The sequence below is a fragment of the Jingyaoa shaoxingensis genome, from assembly GCF_014385005.1.
Lineage (GTDB): Bacteria > Bacillota > Clostridia > Lachnospirales > Lachnospiraceae > Marvinbryantia > Marvinbryantia shaoxingensis.
Map to the genome: position 1 here is coordinate 161,651 of NZ_JACRSZ010000008.1, position 19,394 is coordinate 181,044.

Annotated in this window: 16 protein-coding genes and 4 pseudogenes; 5 read left to right on the forward strand and 15 right to left on the reverse strand. The window is 40.6% G+C overall.

Going from position 1 to position 19,394, the window contains the following annotated elements; genetic code table 11:
• Positions 1–34: 34 nt before the first annotated feature.
• Both H8716_RS09460 and H8716_RS09465 read right to left on the reverse strand, forming a co-directional pair.
• Entirely contained in the window at positions 35–1,408 is a 1,374-nt protein-coding gene (locus tag H8716_RS09460; protein ID WP_249308428.1) for an MATE family efflux transporter, read from the reverse strand.
• A gap of 108 nt (positions 1,409–1,516) precedes the next feature.
• Complete coding sequence (locus H8716_RS09465; protein ID WP_249308429.1) at positions 1,517–2,440, reverse strand: LysR family transcriptional regulator; 924 nt, start codon at positions 2,438–2,440, stop codon at positions 1,517–1,519.
• Positions 2,441–2,683: 243 nt separating this feature from the next.
• Here H8716_RS09465 and H8716_RS09470 point away from each other — a divergent pair, with 243 nt between their 5' ends.
• Positions 2,684–3,736 carry a substrate-binding domain-containing protein gene (locus tag H8716_RS09470; RefSeq protein ID WP_249308431.1) on the forward strand — a complete coding sequence of 351 codons (1,053 nt, stop codon included), beginning with the start codon at positions 2,684–2,686 and terminating at the stop codon, positions 3,734–3,736.
• On the forward strand, positions 3,733–5,184 hold the full coding sequence (locus H8716_RS09475) for a sensor domain-containing diguanylate cyclase (protein WP_249308433.1): 1,452 nt from the start codon (positions 3,733–3,735) through the stop codon (positions 5,182–5,184). The genes H8716_RS09470 and H8716_RS09475 overlap by 4 nt, the downstream gene beginning before the upstream one ends.
• 40 nt (positions 5,185–5,224) lie before the next feature.
• On the opposite strand, the gene H8716_RS09480 is transcribed toward H8716_RS09475, so the two are convergent.
• The gene (locus H8716_RS09480; protein WP_249308434.1) at positions 5,225–7,483 is read right to left on the reverse strand and encodes a glycogen/starch/alpha-glucan phosphorylase; all 2,259 of its coding nucleotides are present in this window, start codon (positions 7,481–7,483) and stop codon (positions 5,225–5,227) included.
• Positions 7,484–7,582: 99 nt separating this feature from the next.
• Positions 7,583–8,500, reverse strand: a complete 918-nt coding sequence (locus H8716_RS09485; protein ID WP_249308436.1) for an AraC family transcriptional regulator — start codon at positions 8,498–8,500, stop codon at positions 7,583–7,585.
• Between the two features lie 303 nt (positions 8,501–8,803).
• Here H8716_RS09485 and H8716_RS09490 point away from each other — a divergent pair, with 303 nt between their 5' ends.
• Together H8716_RS09490 and H8716_RS09495 are read left to right on the forward strand one after the other, a co-directional pair.
• A complete protein-coding gene (locus tag H8716_RS09490) occupies positions 8,804–10,492 on the forward strand; it encodes a GGDEF domain-containing protein (RefSeq protein WP_249308438.1) in 1,689 nt (562 codons plus the stop codon).
• Positions 10,479–12,386: an EAL domain-containing protein gene (locus H8716_RS09495; RefSeq protein ID WP_249308440.1), complete on the forward strand. Its 1,908-nt coding sequence runs from the start codon at positions 10,479–10,481 to the stop codon at positions 12,384–12,386. Before H8716_RS09490 ends, H8716_RS09495 begins: the two co-directional genes overlap by 14 nt.
• Before the next feature lie 145 nt (positions 12,387–12,531).
• Here H8716_RS09495 and H8716_RS09500 read toward each other — a convergent pair whose 3' ends face one another.
• Complete coding sequence (locus H8716_RS09500) at positions 12,532–13,434, reverse strand: hypothetical protein (RefSeq protein WP_249308442.1); 903 nt, start codon at positions 13,432–13,434, stop codon at positions 12,532–12,534.
• Between the two features lie 340 nt (positions 13,435–13,774).
• Here H8716_RS09500 and H8716_RS09505 point away from each other — a divergent pair, with 340 nt between their 5' ends.
• Positions 13,775–14,692 (forward strand): calcium/sodium antiporter, encoded by a 918-nt coding sequence (locus H8716_RS09505; protein ID WP_249308444.1) that lies wholly within the window; start codon positions 13,775–13,777, stop codon positions 14,690–14,692.
• 46 nt (positions 14,693–14,738) lie between these two features.
• Here H8716_RS09505 and H8716_RS09510 read toward each other — a convergent pair whose 3' ends face one another.
• From H8716_RS09510 to H8716_RS09555, 10 genes and pseudogenes are all read right to left on the reverse strand, one after another.
• Positions 14,739–15,404: a hypothetical protein gene (locus H8716_RS09510; protein ID WP_249308446.1), complete on the reverse strand. Its 666-nt coding sequence runs from the start codon at positions 15,402–15,404 to the stop codon at positions 14,739–14,741.
• Between the two features lie 110 nt (positions 15,405–15,514).
• Complete coding sequence (locus H8716_RS09515) at positions 15,515–16,078, reverse strand: TetR/AcrR family transcriptional regulator (RefSeq protein ID WP_249308448.1); 564 nt, start codon at positions 16,076–16,078, stop codon at positions 15,515–15,517.
• Positions 16,079–16,231: 153 nt separating this feature from the next.
• The gene (locus H8716_RS09520; protein ID WP_249308450.1) at positions 16,232–16,648 is read right to left on the reverse strand and encodes a sugar phosphate isomerase/epimerase family protein; all 417 of its coding nucleotides are present in this window, start codon (positions 16,646–16,648) and stop codon (positions 16,232–16,234) included.
• A 25-nt stretch (positions 16,649–16,673) separates the two neighbouring features.
• Positions 16,674–16,829 (reverse strand): annotated as a pseudogene (locus tag H8716_RS17865) (Gfo/Idh/MocA family protein); the annotation flags it as partial.
• A 31-nt stretch (positions 16,830–16,860) separates the two neighbouring features.
• Positions 16,861–16,989, reverse strand: a pseudogene (locus H8716_RS09530) (type IV toxin-antitoxin system AbiEi family antitoxin domain-containing protein); the annotation flags it as partial.
• A 220-nt stretch (positions 16,990–17,209) separates the two neighbouring features.
• Positions 17,210–17,464: pseudogene (locus tag H8716_RS09535) on the reverse strand (DUF1653 domain-containing protein); the annotation flags it as partial.
• Between the two features lie 30 nt (positions 17,465–17,494).
• Positions 17,495–17,803 (reverse strand): annotated as a pseudogene (locus H8716_RS09540) (DUF188 domain-containing protein); the annotation flags it as partial.
• A 25-nt stretch (positions 17,804–17,828) separates the two neighbouring features.
• Positions 17,829–18,197: a VOC family protein gene (locus H8716_RS09545; RefSeq protein ID WP_249308454.1), complete on the reverse strand. Its 369-nt coding sequence runs from the start codon at positions 18,195–18,197 to the stop codon at positions 17,829–17,831.
• A 27-nt stretch (positions 18,198–18,224) separates the two neighbouring features.
• Positions 18,225–18,635 (reverse strand): peptide deformylase, encoded by a 411-nt coding sequence (locus H8716_RS09550; protein ID WP_249308456.1) that lies wholly within the window; start codon positions 18,633–18,635, stop codon positions 18,225–18,227.
• 50 nt (positions 18,636–18,685) lie between these two features.
• Complete coding sequence (locus tag H8716_RS09555) at positions 18,686–18,886, reverse strand: hypothetical protein (protein WP_249308457.1); 201 nt, start codon at positions 18,884–18,886, stop codon at positions 18,686–18,688.
• Positions 18,887–19,394 lie beyond the last annotated feature (508 nt).

Below are 19,394 nucleotides of genomic sequence, written 5' to 3' on the forward strand. Positions count from 1 at the left end.
CGCCATGCGTAGCAACCTTCCCTGCACTTTTCTTTCATCTTAACACAGAATGTAATCCAAACCCATATAGAATTACATTTTTCTGATATTGAGAAACCAGTAATGCAATCATAATAATCCAGCTTACATCATAGCTGAAATAAATCACTCGAATATCCCAGAACAGCAAAAGGAGGATCCGACACCATACCACCCGAAAAATACAGTAACAAAGAAGAGAACACAGCATAGGAAATCCTGTGTGCCCCAGCCCTTTTAATCCTCCTATATATACCTGATTGATTGCATATAAAAAATAGAACGGAAAGATACACAAAATGGCCTGCTGTCCGTTTCTGAGTATTTCCGGATCTGATGTAAACAACTTCAGAATTACCGGCGCTGCTAGCATAAGAATTCCTCCTGCTGCTACTGTGAAGGCACTCAGGGTAAGAATACTTTTTTTCATGCCTTCCTGCACACGATCCATTTTTCCTGCTCCATAATTCTGTCCGATAAATCCCGTCAATGCCATTCCATAAGAGAAGGCAGGATAATACAGGAATCCTTCCACTCTTGCAAACACAACCATCCCTGCTGCCGCATCTGCACCAAAAGAATTAATACTATCTTGAATCAGAAGTGAGGAAATACTCATAAAGACTGCCTGCATTCCGGATGGCAATCCGGTATTTATGATCTCCGGCAGTTCTTTCAGGTCGCCAAACAGTCTGGTTATCTGCAGATTATACCGGACATCCAGTCTGATCATTTTCCATATCATAAGCATAGCCAGCACCCACTGGGAAATCACCGTTGCGACTCCTGCTCCCGGAAGTCCCATTCCCAGACCTATCACAAATAACACATCCAACACCAGATTCAATCCCGATGAAAATGTGAGGAAATACAAGGGTTCTCTGGTATTCCCCAGGGAACGCAGAATCGCATTTCCCATATTGTAAATAAACTGCGGAATAATGCCCATCATACAAATTCGCAGATAATACTGTGCCGGGGAAAATACTTCTTCCGGACAATGAATCCACTGCAAAAAAATTCCAGAACATCCAATGCCGGCCACTGTCATAACAGCTCCGGAGATCAGACTCATCAACACTACTGCATGAAGAATCCGGCTCAGCTTCTGATACTGAAATCCTCCAAATGCAGCGGCCGTCACCGCACTGACTCCGGTGGAAAATCCAACAAAAAAATTAATAATCACAGAAAGAATCAGCGCAGCCTCTCCTGCTGCCGCCAGTCCATTTCCGCCTCCAAAATGTCCTACTATCATACAGTCTGCAATGCTGTACATCTGTTGAAGAATCTGGGATAACAGAATCGGCGCCGCAAACATCAGCAAAGTTCTCCCAATCGGTCCCTGTTCCATATGAACTTCTGCATTTTTACATTTAAAAATACCCATAACTCCTCCCTTATGTTTGCTTTCCATCACGCTTTGTTATTTAAAGCATAACATATCAGAAGATTTATGGATATTTTCACATTTTTATATCTATGATATAAAAAATCATTATATCATTTCATGATCCTTTTCCAGTGCTCCTTCCAGGAAACTTAAAAAATCCACTAATCCTGGAATCAACGGACGCCCCTGGTATTTCAGATAACCAAACCGGATTTTCTGTTCCAGCCCTTCGATCCTGATCCGTCCAAAATCATTCTGCCGATACATCTCACTAAGCCAGTAGCTTCCCACATTACAAAGATCGGTATTTTCCAGCATACGAATCATCAGGCTGCTGCTGTTGGTAGTCACCACTTTTGGAAAATCGTGGTACCGTTTCCCTGAGGGCAGCACCTCCTCCAACATCGCTTCCACCGAGAAAAAATCATCATCCAACTGAATAAATTCCAAATCTGACAACTCTTCCGGTCTGACACTTTTTCGCCCATAAAGAGGATGTTCCTTTCGCACATAAAGCACCAGATCCGTAGTCAGAAGTGGCATAAATTCCAGGAACCTACGTTCCAGCATATGACGCAGTACCGACCTTCGGTTGTCCGGTACGAATAAAAATCCCAGATCATCCATTCCTTCCGATACCCGTTCCATCATCTCTTCAATTCCACATTCTCGATATTCTATCTTCAGCTTTTCCTTTTGCTGAAGATAATAATGGGTCAGGAGCAATGCCATATGACTGCTGGAATTAGATACAATACGCAGAAAAGGAATCTCATTCTGACTGCTTAATGCAGAAATAGCCTCTGCGTTACGCACCGCATTTACCGCATAAGAATAGATCCGTTTTCCCGCCTCCGTTAGCTCCACCCCTTTTGATTTACGGATAAAAAGTGGCGTTCCAAGCTCCTGCTCCAGGGATTTGATCACCATACTGACATGAGGCTGTGTCGTATACAGTTCCTCTGCTGCCAGTGTCAGAGAGTGATTTCTGGCACATGCAAGAAAACATTTTAGCTGACGTAATTCCATATCGACATCCTCCTTCTCGTTTTCTTTTCAGACATACCGGCCATTTCTGTCTCTTATTTTAATATGTCTGCCTATAAAAAACAATTTTTTATAACAGCTGTTTTTGGAAGTGTTTTTAATATAGACATACCATTCTCTTACACTTATAATAAAAGCACAGTTTATTGCGAAGCCTGAATCATTTACTGTTCCAGGCACAACATACCCTGGAAAGTTAGATTAATTATACGAGGCTTCTGAATTATGAATGCTAAGACACTTTTGAATAAAAAACAGTTCTGCCTGCTGATGGCTGCCGGAGCCGCTTCTGCCCTGCTGACCGGCTGTTCCGGTTCTTCCGGATTCGACCCGAAAGCATCGACGAAAGAATCTGCTATTGTTGACTATACCTGCTTTTCCAATCCGGAAAGTCAGAAAAAGATCTACGTTATTTTAAAAAACTACCATGGAGATTATTGGAAAAAAGTAATTACCGGAATTTCTGATGCAACTGATGAAATTGATGCATCCATCTATCTCGGTGGAATTGATAATGAAACAGATATTGACGGACAGATTTCCCTGATGGAACAGGCCGTCGAACAGAATGCTGATGGGATCCTGCTTGCTCCTGCCAATTCCTCTTCCCTTGTGGACAGCTGCCATACTGCTATGGAGCAACAGATCCCTCTGGTTCTGATTGATTCTTCCATAAACAGTGAAGATTACAGCCGCTGTTATATGACAAATAATGTCAGTGCCGGTGAAACGGCAGCTCAAAAGATGCTCTCTCTGCTGCAGGACGCCGGTAACTCTGTCACTGATCATCTGGAAGTCGGTATTATGCTGTCCTCCGATACCTCTCAGGCCATGATAAACCGTATATCTGGTTTTCTGGATTACTGGTCGAATTATGCTCCTCAGCAATGGAATATCGCTGAAGATATTTATCTTAATGGCGGAGATATCTTAAAGGCACAGTCCGATGCATCCAGACTGCTGAAAAAGCATGAGGATCTGAAGGGCATCTTCGGCTGCAACAATACTTCTACTACAGGTATCGTAAATGTACTTACCGAGCAAGAACGAACGGATGTGGTTATGGTTGGTTTTGATCTGGCAGATGAAACCCGGCAGTTTATTCAGAATCCGGACTTTTACGGTGCTTCTCTGATGCAAAAGCAGGATGAGATGGGATATCAGGGGATTCTTTCTCTGAACGATCTGATAGATGGAAAAGAATCTGGTCAGAAGTATTTTGACACGGATATTATTTTAATTGACGAAAACTATCTTATGGAGAATTCTGTCTCATGAAGGAACAAAGAAAAAACCGCAAAATCAGTAAAGTCCTGTTTCTGCTGTATTTAACTGTCTGTCTTGGCATTATTATATCAGCTTACTTCCGCCTCAGCCAGATTGCACGCGACTTTAATACTCAGCATCTGGAACTGATTACCGGTCTGTATGCAGAAAAAATGAATACATCCATGGAATATCTTCAGAATTATGCACAGGAAAATGTTACCATGATTCAATCCATGGAAGATCAAAAACCAGCTGAGATTCTTCAACATTTACGGGATAATCTTGATCAAACCCTTTTCTGCAATATTGGACTGATTCTGAAAAATCAAAAGATTCTGGGAAATCCCTGTGATATTTCTGACATCCAGAAGAAATGTCTGGATCAGACTGCTAAGGATGCAAAAGAACCCTTTTTTTCTGATCCTTATCGTTCCACCAAGACAGGTAATATGGTTCTTACTATCTTCGTACCTGTCAGTCATTCGGATAAAATACAGACACTTTTTATGTCCATACCCATCGAAAATTTGAGACAATTAGGCGTGTACGATTTACTTCGTGATAAGATCAGCGTCTATCTGTTAAAAGCCGATTCCGAAAATTTTATTACCTGCATCAGCACAGGCTATGATATGGCAGGCAACTGGAATAACCTTCTTCTTCAGCAGAAGTATTTCCGTTACACAGGCGACTATTCCTATCATCAATGGATCAAAGATATGCAGGCCGGAGAACCAGACGGACGGTTCTCAGCGGAGATCCGAGGCGAAGCATCCACTATATCCTACCGCAGTATCACCAATATGCCTGGCTGGTATGTCATCGTTGAACTGACCAACAGGAATGTGTCTAATATCACTCAGAACTTTTCCGTCTGGGGCGGCATCTATGGAAGCATACTGGTTGGCTTTACCATTCTGTATATGCTGACCATCGTATTTCTGGAGAAAAAAGAGAAAAAACGTTACATAGGATTATCGACAACCGACCCACTGACCGGTCTTATGAACCGCAGAGCCTTCCAGCGAACTCTGGAAAGTGAACTGCGCAGTCAGAAACCGGGCATCTTTATCTTTATTGATGTAGATAATTTCAAAAACTACAATGACCGGTACGGTCACAATGTTGGGGATCTCTGTCTGACTCACTTTGCCCGGGCCATGAAAAAGAGCTTTCCGGATGGCTCCATACTGGGCCGGTACGGAGGCGATGAATTTGTTGTATATCTGAAGAATACCTCTTCTGAATCTGCACAGCAGTATATGTTGTATTTTCAGGAACAGGTTGCTCATATGCACCTTCCTTCCGGTGAAGCCATCGAACTGTCAGCCAGTGCAGGAGGTGCTGCATTCCCGAAGCAGGGAGAGGACTTTATCTCCTTATGCAGAAGCGCAGATATAGCATTATATGATGTAAAACGAAATGGTAAGGCCGCTTTCAAAATGAAAGGACACTAAAATTTATGGGGTATCGAACAAAACGATACCCCATGTTGTTTTAATTTAAATGCCAGATGTCTTTATTATACTGCTCAATCGTTCGATCTGAAGAGAAGAATCCTGCCTGTGCGATATTCACAAGCATCTTCTTTGCCCATGCAGTGCGGTCTTCATAATCTTCAAATGCCTGATCTTTCACTCTGATATAATCTTTCAGATCCAGTAGCGTCATAAACCAGTCTTTATTCAGAAGCTCATTGTAGACATTTCTCAAATGTTCTTCCCTGCCATACTTCAGCATTGAATCACTGACAATAAAATCTACATATTTCTTAATATCTGCATCACTCTCATAGATTGCACGGGAATGATAATCCATCTTTTCATAATGTCGGATTACTTCATCACTGGACTCACCAAAGATATAAATATTCTCTTTTCCAACCAGATCGCTGATCTCCACATTTGCGCCATCCATAGTACCAAGCGTAACTGCACCATTGAGCATAAACTTCATATTTCCGGTGCCACTGGCTTCCTTGGATGCAAGAGAAATCTGCTCGGAAATATTGCAGGCCGGAATCAGTTTCTCAGCTGCACTGACGTTATAATTTTCCACCATCACCAGCTTCATATACGGTGATACCTCCGGATCATTCTGAATCAAAGTCTCCAGCGTCAACAGCAGGTGGATAATATCCTTGGCAATATAATAAGCAGGAGCTGCCTTTGCGCCAAAGATAAAGGTAATCGGTCTTTCCGGCTTTCTGCCTTCTTTAATTTCCAGATATTTATAAATAACATACAACGCATTTAACTGCTGCCGTTTATATTCATGCAGTCTCTTGATCTGGATATCAAACACACTGTTCTCATCAATCTCAATACCGGTATTTTCGAAGACAAACTCCTTGCAGATTTTCTTTGCATCTGCCTTTATTGCAAGCAACTGGTTCAGCACGTCCTGATCTTCCCCAAAAGCAGACAGCTGCTTCAGCTGTGCCGCATCTTTCTTCCAGCCATCTCCGATCAGAGACGTAATATATTTTGCAAGCGGACGATTACAATACATCAGCCATCTGCGGAACGTAATTCCGTTTGTCTTATTATTAAATTTCTCCGGATAAATCTCATAAAACTGATGCAGCTCAGTGTTTTTCAGAATCTCTGTGTGAAGTGCCGCAACACCATTGATCGAAAATCCATAATGGATATCCATATGTGCCATATGAACCAACTGGCTGCTGTCGATAATAGCAAGATTTTCCTGCGGATACTTTGCTTTCACCTTCTCGTCCAGTCTGCGGATAATCGGAACCAGCTGCGGCACAATATCCTCCAGATACTGAATCGGCCATTTTTCCAGTGCTTCTGCCAGGATTGTATGATTGGTATACGCACATACATGAGAAACGATCTCTGCTGCTTCTTCAAATGCAATTCCCCGCTCACCAAGCAGACGGATAAACTCTGGGATAATCATACTTGGATGCGTATCATTGATCTGAACCACTGCATAATCAGCCAGATCATGGAAGTTGCTTCCTCTGGCCGCTGCTTCATCCAGAATCCGCTGCGCCGCATTGCTTACCATAAAGTACTGCTGATAGATACGAAGTTTCCGTCCATCCTCATCACTGTCATCCGGATACAGGAACAGGGTCAGATTGTGCAGAATATCTTTTTTATTAAACGCAATTCCGTCATGAACCATGGATTCATCTGCCAGGTCAATATCAAACAAATTCAGGCGAATTGCTTTATTTTCGTAACCTGCAACATCAATGGTATACATGGTTGATTTCAATGAAAATCCTCTGAACGGAACCATATAAGTAACATCCGTAGCAGTCAGCCAGGAGTCCGGCGTAATCCATGGGTTTGGCATCTCATGCTGAAGATTGTCCTCAAATACCTGTCTGAACAGACCGAGATGATAATTCAGTCCGATTCCCTCACCGGGAAGACCCAGCGTCGCGATAGAGTCCAGAAAGCAGGCTGCCAGACGTCCCAGGCCACCGTTTCCAAGTGATGGTTCCGGCTCTACGGATTCTATCTCTGCAAGTGATTTTCCATTTTCTCTCAAAAACTCCGCAACGTCATCGTAAATGCCAAGATTGATCAGATTATTGGAAAGAAGCTTTCCGATCAGAAACTCCGCAGAAATATAATAGATTTTTTTCTTTCCATCGTGATATCCTTTTGCAGCAAGCATCTTTTTGGTATATGCAAGAAGTGCTTCGTATACTTCCTGATCTGTACATGCACTGCAATCTCTGTGGAACATATCCTGAATTAAAGTCTTTAAAGCTTCCATAATTTTCTCCTTTCAAAAACATACTCCATATCTTATGTTTCTCCGATATCGTTATCTTAGCATATGTATTTAAAAGAAAAATACAACAAAACTGTTCTATTATGACATTTTTTTGCGAAATTTATGAGGGGAAATCTGGTTCGCTTCCTGAAATTTTTTTATAAAATAACTGGTATTATTAAAACCTACCTCGGTAGCAATATCCGTAACAGAATTATCTGTGTGCAGCAGCAGCGATTTGGCTTTCTCCAGCCGATAATCATTCAGATACGCTGCTGCCGTTTTCCCTGTATACTGTTTAAACAGTTTCATGAAGTAAAATTCACTGTAATTTGAGATCCCGGACAGTTCTTTCACAGACAATGGCTCCCTGTAATGAATACTGATGTACTCCAGTACTTTCTTAACAGATAACAGATTCCTGTTCTGTTCTGCATCCGTCGTAATAATATAATTTCCCGCGAACATCTCATAAAAAAACTCATAAAAAAGTGCTTTCAGGTGAATATAATAAAATGGTTTTTTCTCTTTATGACACTGATGTATCTCACAAAACAGATGGTACAGCTGCTCATAGTGTTCCGCTGTGTCTGTAATCAAATGTGTAAACTCTGCCTTATTTTCCATCAGAAGTGAGATCACCATTTCCTGACAGAGATCGCCTGCTGATCCGGAAAGGAAGTTCAAATCAAACACCACACTTCTGTAATATAAAATATTTCTGCTATCAGACTTGATTCCATGGATCACTCCGCTGTTTACAATCAACAGATCTCCCTTTTTCAGCCGAATGGTCTCTCGATTCAGTCTGGCAAGCCCCTTTCCCTGATCGATGCAGACAATTTCCATTTCTCTGTGCCAGTGATTATAAAGCGAACGGAAAATCTCACAGTTATCGGTGTAAGTCTCTACAGGTAGTTCAAAAGATCCATGTGTTTCCAGTTCCTTCATTGTCTCATCTACATTGGCTCTGCCGATTTGGCTTGTTAAAACAATTGTACTATTTTTCTGTTTCATCACAGGACGACTCCATTTTCGCATTATGCGTATCTCTGAATTTTTGCATATACATGTTCCCTCACAGGACAGTGTTGCTGAACATTTACGTAATTACAGTATAACATGAAACACGCTTCGCGATGCGCCGAAATCATGTATGCACATGATAAAATTCTTGATTTTGTTATATGTACAATGTTAAAATCTTCTTATACACAGATGGACTTTATAGAAATATGCGACACAAAGTCAGTGCCCACGTTTATCATGCATTGTCTGAAAGGACAGTGCATTTTCTTTTTTCAAAGCAGGAGAAACATTATGAAAGACAACATGAATATGAAATGGAAACAAATGGAAATCCTCTGCATAATAATTGTGTCATTCTTTCTGATCCTTTCAGTTCGAATGATTTATCAGCCAAATGCAGACCCTGAGGTGAATTCATTTGTTTCCCTCAGCAGTGACTGGTATCAGATAAAAAACGGAGAACGAACCGACCTTGAGCTTCCTTGTTCTGTCATCACGAATTCTGATGGTGAAGCCATTCTTTATAATGATACGCTGACAGATGCGGATATTGGAAAATTTGTATCCATCAGAGGTGTACAGAATCATCTGGAAATCCGTCTGGGCGATCAGCTTCTTTATCAATACAGAGATGACAATTTTCAGAAAAACAGTCAAATGAAGGGGAAACTCTGGGCAGACGCCTGTTTATCGGATAAAACCGGGCAGGAACCACTATGTCTTATTTTCAGGGGCAGACAAAACAGCCGGCTGTATGTACAGGCGCCTCTCATTGGATCCTATTCTGATATCATCAGACATCATTTTCAGGAATCTGCTTTTTCGATCCTGATGGTTTTTGGTATGATTGGTCTTGGCATTGTATCTGTAATTATTTACTTCTATGCCAGACATAGAAAGATTGCGGAGAAACGTTTTTTTGATGTGGCAGTCTTTTTAATTCTATGCAGCCTGTGGTGCATACTGGATTCTGGGATTTATCAGATGTATGGAAAACAGAGTGCTGCCGGAACACTGGTTTCCTTTTATGCATTCATGCTAATGTCGGTTCCGATACTGCATTTTATACAGGATACGGTCAGTAAAAGCAAAAGATGGATTCCTCAGATATGGATTTTGCTGCTTTATGGAAATGCGGTCTTGCAGACAGTCATCCACATCATTCTGCAAGTTCCTTTTGTCCATATGCTGTTTGTGACTCATCTCATCCTTTTTACCGGTGTTATAGCAATGATCCTTCTTCTGTGGCGGGAATATCAAAGAAGTCAGACACAGGTATTAGGACTTTGTCTGAAAGCATTTGAAGTATTGGGACTTAGTGGTGTCATCGCACTTGCACTGTACTGGATCTTTTCCATATATTGGTATGATGCCGTATTCCAGTTTGGTATTGTTCTCTATATTGCTTTTCTATTCTGGGGATTACTCTGCAAAGTGTCCGATGATGTTCAGTTCCGGCTGGAACAGGCGGTATATGAAAGGATGTCATTAGAAGATCGGATGACCGGACTGAAAAACAGAAAGGCATTCGAACAGGCAGTTAATAAAATTCAGACAGAAGCTGCATTACTTGAAAATGTACTGCTTTTGTTTATAGAAATTGATGGCCTGAAAAAAATTAATGATATGTATGGACTGCAGCGCGGAGACGAAGCCGTCATCCGGACAGCGAGAAGTATCCGTCCCGTAGAAAATGGTTCTTATGAACAGCAGGTGCAGTGTTTTCGCATTGAAGGTGATGAATTTGCTGTCATTGTGTCCAATCCGCAAAAGACACCTGCAGAATGGGAACGCTTTATAAAAGATGAGTTAAAAAAAGAAACAACTGGTGGAAATCGTATCCACCTGAAATTTGGGTACAGTTATCTGCGAAAAACAGATGGAACTCTGGTTTCCATCAGTGACTGGAAAATGCAGGCAGACCAGATGCTGCTTTTCAATAAAGAAAAAGAGTCGGAGGATAAATATGCGCTATTATAATTTCGATTTTCTGATCGCAGCAATGATTATTTTATTGCTGATTCTGTATCATTTTCTGGGACAGAGAAGAGCCAAAGATCTGAATAATCAGGTATTTCTTTTCTTTGCTGCTCTTGGTACAATGGACGTAGCTGCCGAACTTCTCAGTAATTATTGTATTACTTCTTACAACAGTGAACTGGGAATGACAGCATGGTTTTCAACAACCATTTTTTATCTGTTTCAGGCACTGCTTCCCTATACATTGATCTTTTATGTCCATACACTACATGATCATAACGTTATTTCGATAAAAAAAATACTGATATCCGGGATTCCGACCATCGCATTACTTTGTATCATACTTACAAATCCGTTCACAGAAAAACTATTTTACTTTGATGTATCAGGCGGCTATATGACAGGACCCTGGTACACGCTGATGTATTACAGTGCCTTATGCCATATCGTGGCTGCACTGATCCTTATTATTAAATGGTGGAAAGAACTGGGTATACAAAAAGTGAAAATACTTCTGGAGATTCTTCTGCTGTGCGGAAGTGGTGTGATAATCCAGTTTGTATATCATCCGCTCCTGACAACAGGATTCGGCCTGAGTCTTGGCATCCTGGCGTTATTTATTACCATTAATAATCCTCATGCAAATATGGACAGTATGACCGGATTATATAATCATCTCTATCTGACCAGAAAAAGCAATGAGCTGATTAAAGCTGGAAAATCTTTTCATATTATTACAGTGTACCTTTATCAGTTAAAGCATATTAATAAGATTGCCGGGATTCAGGATGGCAACCTTATTTTACAGACAACCGCAAAAAAGCTTGAGGATCTGTGCGGCAGGAATGCCTTTCGAATAACCGGGAAACGCTTTCTGGTGCTGACAGATTCTCTGAAAGAATATGAATATTATTTCGCACAATTAAAGAATTTGTTTGACGTGAACATGAAACTGGACACAAATGATAAAAAAATTATGATACCTGTGATCCTCAGCGGGATTGTCAATGCAGAAAAGATTGGAGAAAGCGGACTGATTCTGGAATATGCAGAATACCTTGAATCTCTGGCTCCTCAAAGCGGACTGACAGAAGTGATACAGGATGACCGTCAGACGATGAATGGTTTTCTGTATAATAAACAGGTGGAACAATATCTGCATACGGCAATTTCTGAAGATCTCTTTGAAGTTTATTATCAGCCTGTATATTCTGCCCGTGAGGAACGATACATCACACTGGAGGCTCTGAGCCGTCTGCATCATCCAGAACTTGGCTGGATTGCACCGGATGTATTCATTCAGCTTGCAGAAAAGAATCATATCATTGAACAGATTACAGATTTACAGTTTCAACGTGTCTGCAGATTTCTGAATGAAAACAGCGTACTGATGAACCAGCTGCTAAATGTTAAAGTAAATTTATCTTCTCTTGATCTGATGAGAAATGACTGCAGCAGTCATTTTATCCATATAATGGATGAATATGGAATTCCTCATGAGTGGATACAGTTTGAGATAACAGAGACAGTCGCAACAGAATATAATACAAGCCTGCGGATGGTTGCGGATGAATTTACCCGTGCCGGTATCCGGCTGTGTCTGGATGACTTCGGCTCCGGATATGCCAATTTAAATACCGTTATGAGACTTCCATTTTCCACAATTAAGCTTGACAGATCCCTTCTTTTTGACATCTGCAGTGACGAAAAACGGGCCCTGTTTTATCAGAGTATTGTGGATACTTTTCTTAAAATGAATTATCATATTGTATCTGAAGGTGTGGAAACCAAAGAAGAAATGGAAATAATAAGCGGCTGGGGCGTTGATATGATTCAGGGGTATTATTTCTCTGCTCCGCTGCCACCAAAAGACATCTTAAAGTTATTGCGATAGTCAAAATGGCTTCAAATGATTTTGAAGCCATTTCCCATTCGTTCACTTATAGATAATCGTAAATCTTGTCCCCATTTCAAAACAAGTTGAGCCATCCTTAAACTGATCAGCAAAATCTACTGTCCTATGTGCAAGAACATGGTCATCATCCGGCTCCCAGCAGAAGCCATGCATCGCCCAGTACATCATAATAATAAACCACATTGTCGCCTACTGCATAATAATTTTCTTTTGTAAAATGATCCTCCTGATCTGTTCCCAGTACAAATACCGGGCAATATCTTCCACCAATATACTCCTCAGTTCCTGTATACCATAATGACATTCCAAGGCTGAGATAGTAACGAACCTCGTCCGTTTCTGCCAGTAATTCCCGGGCAATATTTATATCCAATGACGAATCATAATACTCTGGTTCATAATATTCTGAATTATAACTTTCTAAATCATAATATTCCGGATCATACTCTTCCCAATCATTATCATAGATAGAGAAATCATAGCAGTAGGCTTCTGCTGCAAGATGTCCATCCCTTAATGACACCATAGGATGGTATTGCACACTCATATTCTGCTTCTGTACAGAAACCATTACATTAGAATGAATCTCACTCATATTGCACCGCAGGATAATGACTTCATTCTCCTGCCCCATATACCACGGGTCATTCAGCTCGTCCACATATTCTCCTTCTTCCGTAATCTGAGCCGGATAAACACTGACCTTACTGTCATCCCTCGGAACAATGGCATATATTTCACAGCCACCTGCATCAACAACTGTCCCATCCTGTAAAAATGGATAGGCATCAGTCAATTCTTCCTGCCTGGTATATTCCAGTATCTCTGATACTTCTGCTGCTTCATCGATATATCCAAGAAATGCCATTCCGACCTGACATTCGTCTTCCCTGATAATATCCTGCAGAATTGTCAGGCTCTCTTCTGCCCCAGGGGTTTGGGCAGATACGACTCCCATATCTTCACCACAGATGTTAAAAGATAACAGTACTGCACAAACGCTTATAACCACAGAAATTTTTTTCATGATCCTAACCTCCCTTATTTCAGACTCGCTCGTGTTTTGTATCTATTTTTATTATACATGAATACATCCATCATTTACACTGCTATAACAGTTTTTTACAGTCAGGGTTGACATTTTCTTTTATTCTGCATAGAATATATTCAACAACAGAAAACCTATTCTGTTATCAGGAATAAAGGGGAGTAGTTAACCATCAGATGTTCTCTGATGGAATAGCGATCGTCATCACGCCATCTGGCCGGTTGTTATTGAAATAACGAGACTTTTATCCATCATTTTTTGATGTGATAAGAGTCTCTTTTTTTATTCCAGACTCTTTTATCACAGGAAAGGAGCCTATATGGAATATGTATTATTACTCGTCGGTTTTGTTCTTTTAATCAAGGGGGCAGACTTCTTCGTGGAAGGAAGTTCTTCTCTTGCCCGCATTCTCCGAATCCCAAGTGTCATCATCGGACTGACCATCGTTGCCATGGGAACCAGTGCACCGGAAGCCTCTGTCAGTATCAACGCAGCCCTGGCAGGAAGCAACGATATCGCTATCAGTAATGTGGTGGGATCCAATATTTTCAATGGTCTTGTGGTGGTCGGTGTCTGTGCCGTCCTTGCCGCCTTCCAGACAAATAAAGATATTCTGAAACGGGATATGCCATTAAATATCTTTGTCAGTGCCATTCTCTGTCTGATGTTCCTGGATGGAAAACTTAGTCGTACAGAAGGTATTCTGCTTCTTGCCGGTATGGTTCTTTATCTCTGCTTCATGATCCGCTCCGCTTTAAAAAACAGAGAACCGGGAGCTGATATTCAGACACTTTCTCTCCCAGTCAGCCTGCTCTACATTGTCGGTGGTCTGGCAGCTGTTATCTTTGGCGGCGATCTGGTAGTAGACAAAGCCTGCATCATTGCCAGGAGCTGGGGCGTCAGTCAGAACTTTATCGGTCTGACGATCATCGCTATCGGCACCTCTCTGCCAGAACTGGTAACTTCCATTGTAGCTACTCGCAAGGGAGACAGCAGTCTGGCACTGGGAAATGCCATTGGTTCCAACCTGTTCAATATCCTGTTCATTCTTGGTATGTCATCCGTCATCTCTCCTCTGCATGTCCTGGATGAATCCGTGATTGACTGTCTGTTACTGACTGTAAGTGCGATTATTCTGTATCTTTTCGCCAGAAGCAAAAAAAAGATGACACGCCTGGAAGGTGTCATTTGTATTCTTCTCTATATTAGTTACACAGCCTATTTACTGATAAGATAAAATGAGAGGTGGCCAACGGCCACCTCTCATTTCTTCCCCGATGTTCTTAAGCAACTTCTTTTTTCATTGCCTTATAGCCAATCAACACTGTCCACACATAGGCACATGTTTTAGGAATCATCAGCATACCGATCATTGGTATTACCTCTGCCCACAACACAACCGGAATATAGAATGCAAAGCTCAGGACGATTGTCAGCCACATCCAACGGAAAGATGTATCATGATTTTCTTTTGCACTTTTATAGAATAAAACGATGATTATCAGTCCCATCAGTGCAAACGGAATGTTCCGGTAGATACCCCAGGAAAGCGGAGCATCTGCAGTGAGCCACTTATTCTGAGGCATCATACACAAAACAATTCTTAATACTGCAAGACCATAGATAATTGCTGTAGTTGTTTTACGGTCTTTGATCTGATAACGTTCACGCCATACATGATAAAGTACCACATAAAAGATGGTCATGGTAATGGATGTTATCCACTTACCCAGTCCCAGCTGTACGGTAAAATTCTCAAGACCGGTTGTACAAAGTGCGGTTGCACGAGGAATCAGGTGGAATGCATCTCCACTGCCTAGCAGAACTGCCATCATTCCAAACAAGGTAAACTGACGATTTCCTTTGCTCTTACAGATCATTAAAATTCCGATTGTAATAACTGAAATCAAATATACGGTGTCAAATAAAGTTTCTACGATTGCCTGCATAATGAAACATCCTTTCATATTTTAAAATTTTATATTGAACATTGTTCATTTTGTTTCAAAAATTTTCCCACAATACTATGTGGGAGAATTTCATAGCAGTGGGAGTCATCTCACATCTGATATAAAGTTTTATGAATAAGCGTCAACACTGACGATGGATCATAATCCTGACGAATCATCGATACTAATATTAAAGAAAATAATATATCTGCAAATTGTCTTTCCGTAAATTGCTGATCGAATACATCTGAACGAATCTTAGAATCGTTCTTTAATATATCATACAATCCATTCTGGATATGTCCCCATGTCTGCAGCATTTTCTTTTTCCCGTCCGTTTTTTCATCTTTCATGAATACGAACGAATGAAGCGAGAAAAACCCCGGAAATTGCTTATTTCCATATTCTAATCTTTTATAGATCCATGAGATACACGCAACAACATCTTTAAAGACCTGTTCATCTTCAGGTTGAAAAAAGATTTCGCGCCAAATACTCTCAATGGTATCCCCAAGTAAATCTGCTTTGGATTCGTAATAATTATAAATTGTACCGGTTGACACGGAACATCTTGATGCCACTGCCCGTATGCTTACGGCCGCCCATCCATTTTCTTTCATCAATTCGCGGCTGGCAGCCAATATATCTTCTTTTGAAGTAGCAAGATGATTCAATTTCTAACCTCCAATGTGTGATCGATAGTTTATAATGAACGCTGTTCATATTGAAAATATACACTGTTCATGTTGCTTTGTCAATACTTTTTTTACCGTCATGAAATCAATCAAGCGTACAAAAAGAGGCTGTCAGTTTTTTTATTTTATCACTTAAATTACTGAAGCAATCTTTTTCAAATTAGCAAGACCTTCTCTCGCCAGATCTTCTCCTGTTTCAGCAAATTTTCTCCATATTGCACAGTTCCCTGCTGTTTTTTCAAAGCTTGGATCAAACGACTCAATTACTAACGGTCCCTCATATCCAATTTCTACAAGTGCTCTAAAAAATTCCTCAAATGGAACCATGCCTGTGCCAGGAATTCCTCTGTCATTTTCATTTACATGTACATAACCTAGATATTCCTTTCCACAATTCAAAACTGCTTTCCGAAAACTTTTTTCTTCTCTTATCATATGGAAACAGTCTAAATGAACTTTTATATTTGGGGCTCCTACATCCTTGCAAAACTGCACTGCATCAGACGCAATATTTAAAATATGAGTCTCAAAGCGATTTACGCATTCCACACATATCACCACGTCTCCTGTTTTTTGAGCGTAATCGGTAACCATTATCATCTACACCAATTAATTGATTGGATGCGTCTTTCTTATCAAGTGTTGTGATAAATGCCTGTGTTTCTGTTACCGTTTGTGACGTCAAATACTGAATTAAATCTGTTTTGTGAATTCCCAGATCCGTAGTAGCTCTGGCATCCGCACCAACCATTGCTACTACCAGCATTCCCAAATGATGTCTGCATAGTTGTAATTCCTACCTCGTGTAATTCTTTTTTTATTGTATATACCTGAAAACCATCTTCCTGCAAACGTCTTAGATTATATCCAGTTCTTACTGTTATAGTGTATACTTCTAAAATTTTTCACTGTAAATTGGCATAACATCTTATTTACCGTCATTTTCTTACTTCCATACTCTTTCAAAACTCCATATGTTCAGATTACTTATCAAAATATTTAGATTCCGTTGCTTGTCCCTCATAGAAAATGTAGTAACGGAATTCTTTCTTTTCCAGATATTCCTGTCGACGTTTCTTTTTCCAATTGTCTTTCTCTTTTCTACCCATATTATCTTGGCCAAAAAGCTACCGGAACTACCTCAAATCGATATTTCTGCTTCGCATTCGGATACTTCTCCCGATCCACTTCACTGCAAAACATATCGTATGGCCTGGCACATGTTTTATAAGGCGGATACAATGCCTGATAAATCACCAGCTTCTCATCATTTTCTGTATGCTGTGCAAAAGCCAGAATCCGGTACAAGTACTCCGCTGTTTCCAGATTTACATTTTCCCGTTTAAAATGCTGGACTACATCACCAATATGAAATCTACATTCTTCCATTTCGAACTAGTTCTCCTTATCCATTGCCATATGTATCATTCTCTCGAAGGATTCTCTAAAATGCTCCTCATCCTCCGATGTTCGTTTTCTTGGTCCTTTTAAGTGATTCTTTCCGGATGCCCTTCGTGCCTTCTTATTCAGATGCCGTTCCATAAGCATCTGGTCAATATTCTCATTGGTATACCATTTCCCGGATTGATGAATCGCATATGCGCTCTTTCCCAGCGCCATTGCCGCCACTCCGTAATCCTGTGATACAACAATATCGCCTTTATGACAAATACTGATCAGTTTATAATCCACTGCATCTGCATCAACAAAAATCTGCATATTCTCTCCTTTAATTACACCTGAATGGAGTGCGAACCTCAATAAGATTACCACTCGGATCATACAGTCTTACAAGCTTCTGCCCACTTGCAAGTTCTGTCAGTTCTGTGGCATATCGAACGGAATACTTACCAGATTCATATTTCGCAAGCAATCCATCTATATCAAAATCCTCGAAATACAATTCCATCCTGTTATTAAATGGCGTAGAAGTCTCATTCAGCGTCTTCCCCCATATGTCGGCATCCTGCAACACAAGTCCCTCCGATAAGATCACATTACCTTCATTCTTAAGAACCACTTTCAGTCCAAATAAATCCCTATAAAACTCTATGGATTTTTCCATATCCTCCACCACGATCAGTACATTTTTCAGCATATCCGTCACCTCACAATCCGCATTCAGTTATATTATCTTTCCGGACAAATGATCCATTTCATGCTGGCAGATCTGTGCTGTCCATCCTGACAATTTTTGGCGCTGTTTCTTCCAGTTGAAGTCATAATACTCTACTTCAATTTCCTGGTACCTGGTCGTCTTACGAACACCGTCTAGGGACAGACAACCTTCCTCTGTCTCATACATGTCATACTTTGAAACAATCACCGGATTAAACATCACAACATCTATGAATCCCATATTCACAATAATGATATTCTTCTTTACGCCAATCATGTTTGCAGCCATACCAACGCACCGTTCCCGGTTTGCCTGCAGTGTATCCTGCAGATCCTTTCCAACCTGGATATCAGCTTTCGTAGCTGGTTCGGATGGCTGACCTAAAAAGAAAATGTCTCTTACGATTTGTTTTACCATTTACTTTCTCCTGTACTCCGTTTCTTATTTATCTTGATCAGAAATTTTTCTCATTGCAACAATCCGCTCAAGTATTTCCTGCCTGAATTGAGGGTATTCTTCAGCTTGGCCGGGTCTAAAATGTAGTAAATATTCTCTGCGCAGACTTCTGAGATTTTGGTATAATTCACATCTCCATACCCCTCATTGGAAGCATGATGGTCAATTACCATACTTGTCTCTGCTCCCTCGTAATATTCTTTGCCAATCATCCTTGCTAAAACTGCAGTATCACATACAATAGCAGCATATTTTTCTTTTATATCCGGCTTTTCAAATGGATTAAAAACCTTGTCCTGTTTTACCTGCTTTACTTTTTGCAGATTTGCTAGAAGAATTACTAGCTAATGTTTTACCGGCAACTCCAACTTTACCACCATGATGGACAGTCTTTGCCATATTATTCCCCCCTTTCACAAGTTCTCCTTTCCTTGCTATTGCACTTATGTTATATGTGATTTGCATTGCACAGTCAATCTATTAGACGAAAAAAAATACTGGGGACGGTGTTCAATGGCATTAAGTTAAGAAAATCTCACATCACAGAAATGTGGTGTGGGATTTTTTTAATAAACTATTGACAAATCAGTCATAAAATGCGGCCGCTTTAGCTACTTCTCAAAGTTCTCAGTAGCTAAAGCGGCCCTTGTAATTAGAAAACATCTATTTACAAGGAGGAAATCGCATGAATAGGAACTCACAGAAATTAAGGGATTTATT

Bases quoted from the DNA above. Each gene is read 5' to 3' on its own strand.
- H8716_RS09460 (WP_249308428.1), bottom strand. From the start codon at position 1,408: ATGGGTATTTTTAAATGTAAAAATGCAGAAGTTCATATGGAACAGGGA.
- H8716_RS09465 (WP_249308429.1), bottom strand. From the start codon at position 2,440: ATGGAATTACGTCAGCTAAAATGTTTTCTTGCATGTGCCAGAAATCAC.
- H8716_RS09470 (WP_249308431.1), top strand. From the start codon at position 2,684: ATGAATGCTAAGACACTTTTGAATAAAAAACAGTTCTGCCTGCTGATG.
- H8716_RS09475 (WP_249308433.1), top strand. From the start codon at position 3,733: ATGAAGGAACAAAGAAAAAACCGCAAAATCAGTAAAGTCCTGTTTCTG.
- H8716_RS09480 (WP_249308434.1), bottom strand. From the start codon at position 7,483: ATGGAAGCTTTAAAGACTTTAATTCAGGATATGTTCCACAGAGATTGC.
- H8716_RS09485 (WP_249308436.1), bottom strand. From the start codon at position 8,500: ATGAAACAGAAAAATAGTACAATTGTTTTAACAAGCCAAATCGGCAGA.
- H8716_RS09490 (WP_249308438.1), top strand. From the start codon at position 8,804: ATGAAAGACAACATGAATATGAAATGGAAACAAATGGAAATCCTCTGC.
- H8716_RS09495 (WP_249308440.1), top strand. From the start codon at position 10,479: ATGCGCTATTATAATTTCGATTTTCTGATCGCAGCAATGATTATTTTA.
- H8716_RS09500 (WP_249308442.1), bottom strand. From the start codon at position 13,434: ATGAAAAAAATTTCTGTGGTTATAAGCGTTTGTGCAGTACTGTTATCT.
- H8716_RS09505 (WP_249308444.1), top strand. From the start codon at position 13,775: ATGGAATATGTATTATTACTCGTCGGTTTTGTTCTTTTAATCAAGGGG.
- H8716_RS09510 (WP_249308446.1), bottom strand. From the start codon at position 15,404: ATGCAGGCAATCGTAGAAACTTTATTTGACACCGTATATTTGATTTCA.
- H8716_RS09545 (WP_249308454.1), bottom strand. From the start codon at position 18,197: ATGCTGAAAAATGTACTGATCGTGGTGGAGGATATGGAAAAATCCATA.
- H8716_RS09550 (WP_249308456.1), bottom strand. From the start codon at position 18,635: ATGGTAAAACAAATCGTAAGAGACATTTTCTTTTTAGGTCAGCCATCC.
- H8716_RS09555 (WP_249308457.1), bottom strand. From the start codon at position 18,886: ATGATTGGCAAAGAATATTACGAGGGAGCAGAGACAAGTATGGTAATT.